Annotated in this window: 10 protein-coding genes; all 10 read right to left on the minus strand. The window is 74.2% G+C overall.

From position 1 onward, the window contains the following. Nucleotides 1–185: 185 nt before the first annotated feature. The 10 genes from GTW43_RS27330 to GTW43_RS27375 all read right to left on the minus strand — a co-directional run bounded on the left by GTW43_RS27330 (nucleotide 186) and on the right by GTW43_RS27375 (nucleotide 10,143). A complete protein-coding gene (locus GTW43_RS27330) occupies nucleotides 186–1,454 on the minus strand; it encodes an acyltransferase (RefSeq protein ID WP_343246133.1) in 1,269 nt (422 codons plus the stop codon). Continuing rightward, entirely contained in the window at nucleotides 1,447–2,427 is a 981-nt protein-coding gene (locus GTW43_RS27335; protein WP_161304631.1) for an alpha/beta hydrolase, read from the minus strand. The genes GTW43_RS27330 and GTW43_RS27335 overlap by 8 nt, the downstream gene beginning before the upstream one ends. Nucleotides 2,428–2,588: 161 nt before the next feature. Next, nucleotides 2,589–3,473, minus strand: coding sequence for an alpha/beta hydrolase (locus GTW43_RS27340; protein WP_161304632.1), 885 nt, complete (start codon nucleotides 3,471–3,473; stop codon nucleotides 2,589–2,591). Between the two features lie 145 nt (nucleotides 3,474–3,618). Further along, entirely contained in the window at nucleotides 3,619–4,845 is a 1,227-nt protein-coding gene (locus GTW43_RS27345; protein WP_161304633.1) for an aminotransferase class V-fold PLP-dependent enzyme, read from the minus strand. Next, nucleotides 4,838–5,680 (minus strand): tryptophan 2,3-dioxygenase family protein, encoded by an 843-nt coding sequence (locus GTW43_RS27350; protein ID WP_161304634.1) that lies wholly within the window; start codon nucleotides 5,678–5,680, stop codon nucleotides 4,838–4,840. The genes GTW43_RS27345 and GTW43_RS27350 overlap by 8 nt, the downstream gene beginning before the upstream one ends. A gap of 145 nt (nucleotides 5,681–5,825) precedes the next feature. Further along, nucleotides 5,826–6,239 carry a DUF3151 domain-containing protein gene (locus GTW43_RS27355; protein WP_161304635.1) on the minus strand — a complete coding sequence of 138 codons (414 nt, stop codon included), beginning with the start codon at nucleotides 6,237–6,239 and terminating at the stop codon, nucleotides 5,826–5,828. 29 nt (nucleotides 6,240–6,268) lie between these two features. Further along, nucleotides 6,269–7,423 (minus strand): aminotransferase class I/II-fold pyridoxal phosphate-dependent enzyme, encoded by a 1,155-nt coding sequence (locus tag GTW43_RS27360; RefSeq protein WP_161304636.1) that lies wholly within the window; start codon nucleotides 7,421–7,423, stop codon nucleotides 6,269–6,271. A 95-nt stretch (nucleotides 7,424–7,518) separates the two neighbouring features. Then, complete coding sequence (gene fbaA / locus GTW43_RS27365; RefSeq protein ID WP_161304637.1) at nucleotides 7,519–8,550, minus strand: class II fructose-bisphosphate aldolase; 1,032 nt, start codon at nucleotides 8,548–8,550, stop codon at nucleotides 7,519–7,521. 225 nt (nucleotides 8,551–8,775) lie between these two features. Next, the gene (gene pyrE, locus GTW43_RS27370; RefSeq protein ID WP_161304638.1) at nucleotides 8,776–9,330 is read right to left on the minus strand and encodes an orotate phosphoribosyltransferase; all 555 of its coding nucleotides are present in this window, start codon (nucleotides 9,328–9,330) and stop codon (nucleotides 8,776–8,778) included. A 24-nt stretch (nucleotides 9,331–9,354) separates the two neighbouring features. Further along, nucleotides 9,355–10,143 carry an aldose 1-epimerase gene (locus GTW43_RS27375; protein WP_161304639.1) on the minus strand — a complete coding sequence of 263 codons (789 nt, stop codon included), beginning with the start codon at nucleotides 10,141–10,143 and terminating at the stop codon, nucleotides 9,355–9,357. Nucleotides 10,144–10,229: the final 86 nt, after the last annotated feature.

Here is a 10,229-nt window from a genome sequence, read left to right on the forward strand (position 1 = left end):
AGGGGCGCGGGGAACTGCGCGACCAGCCACGAAGGCGCCGCACCCGCCGACGCACCTGCCCTGCACGGCGACGCGTCATGGGCGCAGCCCGACCCGACACGCACCGGTAGGCGCGAAGCCGCCCCCGCCCACGGAGGGGCGGGACGGTGGGAGAAGGGCTTCGCCCCGGCGCGGGCCGGTCGAACTCAGGCGCAGCTCTCCGCACCCCCGGCCGGGCCGGCACCCGCACCCCCGGCCGCACTGGTCCCCCCGCCCCTCGCCGGGCTCCCGTCAGCCCGGGACGGAATCGCGGGAGGCCGGGTGGGCCCGGGGACGGGGACGGGGGCGCCGAGGGGGCCCGGGGCGTGGCGCTCGCGCGCGGCGAAGGCCGCCCCGCACACGGTCAGCGCGAGCCCGAACACCGGGATCCAGCCCACCCGCGCCCTCACCCACCCCACCGTTTCCGGCGCCGTGTGCAGCCCGGGCAGCCGCCCCGCGAGCAGCCCGGTCGCGGTGACCGCCATGAGCGCCGTCTGGTGCCACAGGAAGACGGTCATCGCGACGAGGTTGGCCGCGGCCACCACGGCCCACAGCACCGGCCTGCGCAGCAGGGCACGCAGCCTGTCGAGGAGCAGCAGCGCGAGGCCGCACTGGGCGAGCCCGAACGTGACCGCGGCCAGGGTCGGCGGGTTCAGGTTCGACACCGGGGCGCCGGGCACCCCGACCATCGCCGCCGGGTAGCCCGCGACCCGTACGAGCCCGGCCGTCGCGACGGCCCCGCCGACCAGCAGCAGCACCGCCGTCCGCCGGCTCGGCACGCCCCGCGCCCAGGCCGTGCCGAGCGTGTACGGCACGAGCCACCCGGCCGCCAGATTGATCCAGCCGGTCCAGGCGGGCCCGCCCAGGCCGAAGCGGACCAGGTCCACGTGCAGCACGACGGCGAGCGGCCACAGCGGATGGATCCGGGCGACGACCGGGGTCGCCGCCGTCAGCGCCGCGAACACCAGCAGGAACCACATCGGGGACAGTGCCAGTTTCCCCAGCGTGTGGACGGTGTCGAGCGGCACCCCGGACAGGAGCATGCCGAGCGCCGCGGCCGTCCACACCCCGAGCACGGCCACGACGGGCCGGAAGAGGCGTCCGAGCCGGGACCCGAGCCAGCGCCCGTACGTCTCGCCGCGGGCCCGCGCCGACACGTACCCCTTCGCCGCCATGTGTCCGCCGACCAGGAAGAACACGGCCAGCGTCTGGAACAGCCAGGAGACCGGCGTGAGCCAGGGCATCGCCCGCAGCGGGCTCGCGGTGTGCAGGACGCCGTCCTCACCCGGCACCAGCGCGGTGACGCACCAGTGCCCGAGCACGACCCCACAGATCGCGAGGGCGCGCAGCGCGTCGACGGCACGGTCCCGGTGCGCCGGCGTCGCAGCGTCGATCCGGTGGACGAACGCCCGGGCCGGGGCGGCGAGTTCACGCACGGGGGGCCTCCGTCACGCCGGTGCCGGGCCGCGCGCCCGCGACGATGCGGGCCATCGCGGCGAGGGCGGGGGAGTCCGGCCGGAAGTAGTCGGCGTGACCGCCGCCGCCCGCGGAGAACACCCGCGCCCCGAACGACGGCGACACCGGGTCGGCGCCGAAGCCGACCGTCGCGCCGAGGAACCCGGCGCTCACGTGCGGGACATGGGCGATCCAGTCGTGCGACCCCCGCGCGGCCCAGACCCGGGCCCGCGTATCGAGCCCCGGGACCCGGTCGGCTCCGGTGCCGGGGCTGCCGACCAGGACGAGATCGGACACGGCCGCGGGCCCGGTGAGCCGGCCGGCGGCGCGTCCGCACACCACGGATCCGTAGGAATGGCAGAGCAGAACGACCGAGGGGCCGGGCCGGTGGCCCCCGACAGCCCTCAACTCCCGTACCGCGTCGACCAGTCGCGGGGCCGCCTCCTCGGCTCGCCCCGTGGTCGCCACGGCCGCGCTGACCGTCCCCGGCGTCGCGTAGCCGAGCCAGGCCACGACCGCGGTCCGGCCCTCCAGCCGGTCCCGCAGCGCGAGGGCGCCCGCCCGGAAACGGTCGTACGTGTCGAGCGAGGTGTCGGAGCCGGGCACCAGGACGGCGATCCGCCGGGCCCGCGCCAGGTCGCCGAAGACCTCGACGGCCCGCCCCGCGCCGCGCGCGTCGAAGTGCAGGAAGGTGCGGCCACCGGCCGCCGCTTCCCGCAGTACACGGGCGCGGCGGGTGGCCCCGTACGCCGCCGCCTCCCGCGCGGCCTCCCGGGCCACCGCCCGGTTCGCCGCGTACGTCTCGGCCAGCGTGCCCGGCTCGACGGGGCCGGTGACGGCCGGCGGCGGGGCGGGGATGTCCGGACGCGCCGCCGCCGAGACCGGCACCGCCACGGACCCCGTCACCACTACCGCGAGCAGCGCCCGGCGCACCCGTCCCGACCAGCGGTTCATGCCGCACCCCCTCCCCCGCGCACCGCCGCCCGGTGCGTCTGGAAGGGAAGCTACGGATCACGGTCCGTAGCCGGCATCACTCCGCGGAGCCAACCCTGGAGGTGGTTCCCCGGTATCACCCGTCATCCCCGGGGATGAGTCACGCCCTCCACCCACCCGCTCTACCAGGCGAGTTGGGCGATCTCCTCGGCCACCACGGCGCACGCGTCGGCCGCCGGGTCGATCAGCGGGAAGTGGCCCACGCCGTCGAGGAACGTGACGCCCACGACCTCGCCCGCCTGTGCCGCCGCGTCCGCGTACGCCTCGGCCACTGGGTACGGCACCGTCGTGTCGGTGCGCCCCTGCACCACCGTCGTGGCGATGCCGGTGGGCAGCAGCAGCGACGGGTCGGCCCACGCGCGCCGCTCCTCGAACAACTCGCCCGCACCGCCGAGGAGTTGAGCGCTCGCGCCGCCGCACGCCCCGAGCTCCTCCGCGAGCGCCAGGTCGGCGATCGGGGCGAGCGCCACCACCCCGCGCAGCGGCGGCACCACCCGCGTGAACCAGGGCGCGTCCGCGGGCAGGACGTGCCGGGACGCGGCCCACAGCGCGAGATGGCCGCCCGCCGAGTGCCCGGTGACGACCGTGCGCCGCACGTCCGCGGCCGGCAGGTGCGCGGCGACGAGCGCGGGCAGCGCGTCGAACGCGGCCGCGACGTCGTCGAAGGTCTCGGGCCAGCGCCCGGCGACGGGCCCGTCCGCACCCTGGTGCGGCACCGGACTCCCCCTGCGGTACTCGACGTTGGCGACGGCGAACCCGCGCCGGGCCAGGTGGTCGCAGAACGGGCTCAGGTGCCGCCGGTCGTAGGGTGCGCGCCAGGCTCCGCCGTGCAGGGCGACGACGAGCGGCGCCGCACCGGGCCCGGACGCCCCGCCGCGCGGTGCGTGGAAGTCGATGACCTGGTCCGGGTGATCTCCGTACGCGGCGCTGACGTCCGGTTCGACGACGGGGTGCGAGAAGGCCGACGCCTCCTCGGCCGCGTCACGGGCGGCGGCTTCGTCCGGCATGCTCCCACCTCTCGGCGTCGTGGTCGACGGTGCCGGTCCGGGCCCGGGCACCGCGGGGTACGCGGACGCTACCAGGCCCGTGACGTGGGCGGACGCCCCGTCCCGCGCGCGGGGGCGCGGGGCGGGGCGTCGGCGGCGGGACGGGTCACCCGAGCGTGTCGGCGAGCACCCGCGCGGCCCGCTCCACCTCGGTGAACGACAGGTACAGCGGCGTGAACCCGAACCGCAGCACGTCCGGCGCCCGGTAGTCGCCGACGACACCGGCAGCGATCAGCCGCTCCATGATCTCGCCCGCGTCGTCGCAGGCCAGCGCGACCTGGCTGCCCCGCTCGCCGTGTGCCTGCGGGGTGACCGGTTCGACGCGGCCCGCGGGCACGTACGCCGCGACGCACTCCAGGAAGAAGTCGGTCAGGGCCAGCGACTTGGCGCGTACGGCGTCGACCGTCACGTCGGGCCGCGACCACACCGCGAGGGCCGCCTCCAGCGCGAGCATCGACAGGATGTCCGGCGTCCCGACCCGGCCGCGCACGGCCCCGTCGGCGGGCGCGTACGCGGGCCGCATGCCGAACGGCTCGGCGTGCGAGTTCCAGCCCGGCAGCGGGGAGTCGAAGCGGTCCTGGAGACCGGCCCGCACGTACAGGTACGCGGGTGAACCCGGCCCGCCGTTCAGGAACTTGTACGTGCAGCCGACGGCCAGATCGACGCCGTGCGCGTCCAGGCCGACCGGCAGCGCGCCCGCGCTGTGGCACAGGTCCCACACGCTCACGGCGCCCGCCGCGCGGACCGCCGCGGTCAGCGCGGGCAGGTCGTGCAGCCGGCCGGTGCGGTAGTCGACGTGGTTGAGCAGCACCGCCGCGGTGCGCGGGCCGAGCGCGGCCGGGACCTCGCCGGGCGCCACCGGCCGGATCGTGCAGCCGGTCATCCGGGCGGCGGACGTCGCGATGTAGCCGTCGGTCGGGAACGTGGACGCGTCGACGAGGATCTCGTCGCGGCCCGCCTCGGGGCCGCCCGCGAGCCGCACCGCGCCGACCAGCGCCTTGAAGACGTTGACGCTCGTGGAGTCGCCGACGACGATCTGGCCGGCGGCGGCCCCGACGAGCGGAGCGATCAGGTCGCCGATCCGCTCGGGCGCGGTCCACCAGCCCGACTCCGTCCAGGACCGGATGCGCAGCTCGCCCCACTGGCGCCGTACGACGTCCTCGACGGCGCCCGGCACGTTCGCCGGGAGCGCGCCCAGCGAGTTCCCGTCCAGGTAGACGCCCGCGGTCCCCGTCGCGGGATCCGTCGCGGTGTCGAGGACGAAGGAGGCGCGCACCGCGGCCAGCGGGTCCCGCTCGTCCAGTTCGCGGGCCCGCTCGATCAGGTCAGACATGGGACCTCGCCGTCCACAGCTCGGGGAACACGTTCTTCTGCGCGCGCTTCTCCAGCCACGCGACACCGGCGCTGCCGCCCGTGCCGGTCTTCGAGCCCATCGCGCGGCGCGTGGCCACCAGATGGTCGTTGCGCCAGCGCCACACCAGCTCGGCGACGTCCGTCAACGCCTCGCCGAGCCGCGCCAGTTCGCCGGTGTCGTCGCCCGCATACAGCTCCGTCCACACGGCCTCCACCTCGGGGGACGGCTCGTAGCGCTGCGAGACGTCACGGTCGAGGACGGCGCGCGGCACGCCGTGGCCGCGCCGGGCGAGCAGCCGCAGCACCTCGTCGTACAGGCTCGGCTGGTGCAGCGCCTTCTCCAGCTCGGCGTGCACGCGCGGGGCGCCGCGGTGCGGCACCAGCATCGACGCCGACTTCTCGCCGAGCAGGAACTCCATGCGCCGGTACATCGCCGACTGGAAGCCGGAGCCCTCGCCGAGGGCGGACCGGTAGGAGTTGAACTGGCCGGGGGTGAGCTGGGCGAGCGGCCGCCACGACGCGTTCAGCGCCTCCAGCTCGCGCAGCGACCGCTTGAGGGCCGCCACGGCGGTGGGCACGTCGTCCTCCGCGAGGGCACGGCCCGCGGTCTCCCACTCGTGCACGATGACGGTGAACCACAGCTCCATGACCTGGGTGGTGACCAGGAAGACCATCTCGCCGGGATCGTCCGAGCGAAGGTGCTGGAGGTGGGTGAGCACGTCGGCCTGGACGTAGTCCTCGTACGGCGTCGTGCCGGCGAAGTCGAGATGCGGGGTGGCGGGAGCTTCCGCCGCGTGATCCGCGTCGTGGGACATCGCTGTCTCCTGATGTGTACTCCGGGTAGCGGTCCGCCCTGCCGTTACCGGCACGGGGCCCCGGTCCCCACGTGCATCCTCCGCAATCGTCCCCCGAAACGGCAAGGCCCGCCTGATCACAGGCGGGCCTCGGCGCGGGACACGGCTATCCGAGGGTCTGGGCGGCCGTCTCGGACGAGTCCTTCAGGAACTGCGTGCAGCGCTCGTACTCGGCCTGCTCGCCGATGTCACCGGCGGCCCGCGCCAGGGCGTGCAGGGCGCGCAGGAAGCCGCGGTTGGGCTCGTGCTCCCACGGCACGGGCCCGTGGCCCTTCCAGCCGTTGCGGCGCAGCGCGTCGAGGCCCCGGTGGTAGCCGGTGCGCGCGTACGCGTACGACTCGACGACGCTGCCGCGCTCGTAGGCGGCGTCGGCGAGCTGCGCCCAGGCGAGGGAGGAGGTCGGGTACTTCGCGGCGACGTCGGCCGGGGCCGTGCCGCCCGCGAGCAGCTCGCGGGGCTCCGGCTCGTCGGGCAGGTGGGTCGGGGGCGGTCCCCCGAGGAGGTTCTCGTGAAGGCTCATGGGTCCAGTGTGCCGCCTGGGCCCGGCGCTCAGGCGATCACCCTGCTCACCGCCCTGACCAGGGCGTCCGCCCCGGCCTCCGCCTTGGCCCGCGGGCAGCCCACGTTGAGCCGGACGAAGCCGGGCTCCCCGTACGTCCCGCCGGGCATGACGGCGACCTTCTCCTGCTCGACGAGGACCCGCTGCAGCTCCGCGTCCTCGGTGATCCCGAGCGGACGCAGATCGATCCAGGCCAGATAGCCGGCTTCCGGCGCCCGCCAGCCCAGTGCGGGGAACGCGGCGGCGAGCCGCTCCTCGACCATCCGCAGGTTGCCGTGCGTGTAGGCGCGCAGGGCGTCGAGCCAGGGGCCGCCCTCGCGGTAGGCGGCGATGTGCGCGGTCAGGGCGAGCACGGCCGGGGACTCGAGGCCCTCGTCGTGGCCCATCCGGCGGACGAACTCGGCGTGGTCGTCCGGATCCCCGATGAAACCATAACTGCCGCTCAGCGCAGGGAAGTTGAAGGACTTGCTGCCCGAGGTGACGAGCGCCCAGCGCAGTCCGTCGCCGTACGGGGTCCACGGCAGGTGGCGCTGCCCGTCGTGGGCGAGGTCGGAGTGGATCTCGTCGCTGATCACGGCGACGTCGTGGGTGCGCGCGAGGTCCGCGATGCGGCGCAGTTCGGCGTCGGTCCACACGTGGCCGGTCGGGTTGTGCGGGGAGCACAGGACGAACACCCGGCTGTCGGGGCGGGCCAGTTCGCGCTCCAGGCCGTCCCAGTCGTCGACGCCGGCCGTGCGCATCCGGCGTCCGGCACCGAGCACGGCCTTGCGGAAGCCGTCGTAGGCCGGGGTGTGCAGGACGACGCCGTCGCCCTCGCGGGTCCACATGCGCAGGAGCTGGGCGATCTGGTTGAGCACGGACGGCCCGTACACCAGGCGCTCCACGTCGACCTCGGTCGCGTACCGGTCCCGGTACCAGTCGCGTATCGCGCCCTTGAAGTCGTCGTTGCGCCAGTCGGTGTAGCCGAACACCCCGTGCGCGAGCCGGGCGCCGAGGGCCGCGAGCACCTCGGGCGGGCACGCGAAGTCCATGTCCGAGATGGTGAACGGCAGCAGGTCGGGGTCGGGGAAGCGGTCGGTGATGCCGTCCCACTGGACGCACCAGGTACCGCGCCGGTCGACCGGGGTGTCGAAGTCGTACGTCACAAGGGGGCCTTCCGTGCGGCGGGGAACGGGACGGGCCCGGCACCCCCGAAGGAGTGCCGGGCCCGCACCGGAGCTGGTCGGACTGCTTGATCGGGCTACTTGATGCGGGTGCCCGAGGAGCGCAGGTTGCCGCAGGCCTCCACGACACGGGCGGTCATGCCCGACTCGCCCTTCTTGCCCCACACGCGGGGGTCGTACGTCTTCTTGTCGCCGACCTCGCCGTCGATCTTCAGGACGCCGTCGTAGTGCCCGAACATGTGCCCGGCGATGGGGCGCGTGAACGCGTACTGGGTGTCGGTGTCGAGGTTCATCTTCACCACGCCGTTCTCCAGCGCCGTGTGGATCTCGTCCAGCGTGGAGCCGGAGCCGCCGTGGAAGACGAAGTCGAAGGGCTGCGAGCCGGCCGGCTTGCCGTACTTCGCGGCCACGCCCTCGTTCAGCTCCTTGAGCAGGTCGGGGCGGAGCACCACGTTGCCCGGCTTGTACACGCCGTGGACGTTGCCGAACGAGGCGGCCAGCAGGTAGCGGCCCTTCTCGCCGAGACCGAGGGCCTCGACCGTGCGGACCGCGTCGTCGACGGAGGTGTAGAGGTTGTCGTTGATCTCGTGCGAGACGCCGTCCTCCTCACCGCCGGTCGGGGTGATCTCGATCTCCAGGATGATGTGCGCGGCCTTGGCCTTGGCGAGCAGCTCCTGGGCGATCTCCAGGTTGTCGGCGAGGGTCTCGGCCGAGCCGTCCCACATGTGGGACTGGAACAGCGGCAGACCGGTGTCGGCGACGCGCTGGGCGGAGATGTCGAGCAGCGGGCGCACGTAGCCGTCCAGCTTGCCCTTGGGGCAGTGGTCGGTGTGCAGCGCGATCTTGTTCGGGTACTTCGCGGCGACGACGTGCGCGAACTCGGCGAGGGCGGTCGCGCCCGTCACCATGTCCTTCACGCCCTGGCCCGAGAGGTACTCGGCGCCGCCGGTCGAGATCTGGATGATGCCGTCGCTCTCGGCCTCGGCGAAGCCCTGGAGCGCCGCGTTCAGGGTCTGCGTCGACGAGACGTTGATGGCCGGGTAGGCGAACTTGCCCGCCTTGGCCCGGTCGAGCATCTCGTTGTACTGCTCCGGAGTTGCGATGGGCATCTGCCGTCTCCTCGTCAAGCGCGCATTGCGGGTTTGGGTTGTTCTGGTGTCTTTGACCGGTGGTCCGACCCTCACCAAGCACCATGGGGTGACATCATCGTCGCCCCCATCCTTCCAGACTTGGGCGAATGCTCCAGCCCGGGGAAGGCCCGGCTTCGGGGCCTTAGGTCCCGGGCCGGAGTTACTCGCCGGTCCGGCCGTCGGTCCGGCCGTCGGTCCGGGCCGTCAGTCCAGGCCGAGCTCGTCCTTCGAGAACGCGAAGAGGTACGGGACCCCGGCGCCCTCGGTGATCTTCTCGGCTGCGCCGGTGGCCCGGTCCACGATCGTCGCGACGCCGACGACCTCGGCCCCGGCCTCGCGCACGGCCTGCACGGCCTCCAGCGGCGAGCCGCCCGTCGTGGAGGTGTCCTCGACGACGAGCACGCGCCGGCCCTTGATGTCCGGGCCCTCGACACGGCGCTGCATGCCGTGCGCCTTCGCGGCCTTGCGGACGACGAAGGCGTCGAGGCGCCCGCCGCGGGCGGCCGAGGCGTGCAGCATCGCGCCGGCGACCGGGTCGGCGCCCATGGTGAGGCCGCCGACCGCGTCGAAGTCCAGGTCCTTCGTCAGGTCGAGCAGCACCTGCCCGACCAGCGGGGCGGCCTCGCCGTCGAGGGTGACGCGGCGCAGGTCGACGTAGTAGTCGGCCTCGAGCCCGGAGGAGAGCGTCACCTTGCCGTGCACCACGGCCTTGTCCTTGATCTGCTGGAGCAGCGCGTCGCGCACGTCGTTCGAAGTCATGGCCATGAGCTTAAGCGCCGCGTTTCACGGGTGCCGCCAGGTCCAGGTGGTGCTCGCCTCCAGCGGCTCGACGGGCGTCACGAGCCGGGGCAGCGTGTTGAGGCCGTTCGGGGGGCCGGTCTGCGGTTCGACGCACACGGCGGCCTCCTGCTCGTCGTAGACGACGACCCACGGCTCGCGGCTCTTCACGTTCAGCTCGAGCTGCCCCGGCCAGGTCAGCGTGACGTCCGTGCCGTCGGGCATGCCGAAGCAGTCGTCCCACGGACCCGGCTTCGGGTCGATGCGGCGGCCGGTGGGCAGGTGGTCGTCGCCACGCTCCTCCTGCCAGGCGGCGTCGAAGGCGATCCGCACGTCCTCGCCGCCCAGGTTCCGGTGGAACCAGGGATGCCAGCCGGCCTGCGCCGGGAACGAGTCGCCGTAGGTCTCGACGCCCAGGGTCAGCGTCAGGCTGTCCTCGGTCAGCGCGACGATCTGCGTGACGCGGCCGGTGTGCGGCCAGGGGTCGGTCAGGTCGTACGTGAACACCGCCTCGGCCGGGCCGGTGCGGGCGGTGCGCCACTCGGCGTCGCGGGCGAAGCCGTGGATGGCGTGCGGCGGCGAGTTCAGCGGCATCTGCCGCTCCTGCCCGCCGTCCCTGAACCGCCCGTCCCTGATCCGGCCGCACCACGGCACCATCGGGAAGCAGCCGTACTTGCCGCCCTGCCGCAGCAGCTCGGTCCCGGCGATCCTCAGACTGCTCACCCGGCAGCCGTTGCCCGGCGCCACGGTCACTTCCGCGTCGCCCGCGGTCAGCGTCGTCTCCTGTGTCGTCACAGGATCCGAGCTTAGAGGCGCCAGGAGGGCGGGGCCGAGGAGGGAGTTCGCGGACCGGGCCCAGGGCGTGTTTCGAAAGTGGCGTC

Origin of the sequence: Streptomyces sp. SID5785 (assembly GCF_009870065.1) — a bacterium.
Classification (GTDB): Bacteria; Actinomycetota; Actinomycetes; order Streptomycetales; family Streptomycetaceae; genus Streptomyces.

What these genes read in the sequence shown, in the direction of transcription:
- GTW43_RS27335 (WP_161304631.1), bottom strand. Translation starts at nt 2,427, where the DNA reads ATGAACCGCTGGTCGGGACGGGTGCGCCGGGCGCTGCTCGCGGTAGTG.
- GTW43_RS27340 (WP_161304632.1), bottom strand. Translation starts at nt 3,473, where the DNA reads ATGCCGGACGAAGCCGCCGCCCGTGACGCGGCCGAGGAGGCGTCGGCC.
- GTW43_RS27345 (WP_161304633.1), bottom strand. Translation starts at nt 4,845, where the DNA reads ATGTCTGACCTGATCGAGCGGGCCCGCGAACTGGACGAGCGGGACCCG.
- GTW43_RS27350 (WP_161304634.1), bottom strand. Translation starts at nt 5,680, where the DNA reads ATGTCCCACGACGCGGATCACGCGGCGGAAGCTCCCGCCACCCCGCAT.
- GTW43_RS27355 (WP_161304635.1), bottom strand. Translation starts at nt 6,239, where the DNA reads ATGAGCCTTCACGAGAACCTCCTCGGGGGACCGCCCCCGACCCACCTG.
- fbaA (WP_161304637.1), bottom strand. Translation starts at nt 8,550, where the DNA reads ATGCCCATCGCAACTCCGGAGCAGTACAACGAGATGCTCGACCGGGCC.
- pyrE (WP_161304638.1), bottom strand. Translation starts at nt 9,330, where the DNA reads ATGACTTCGAACGACGTGCGCGACGCGCTGCTCCAGCAGATCAAGGAC.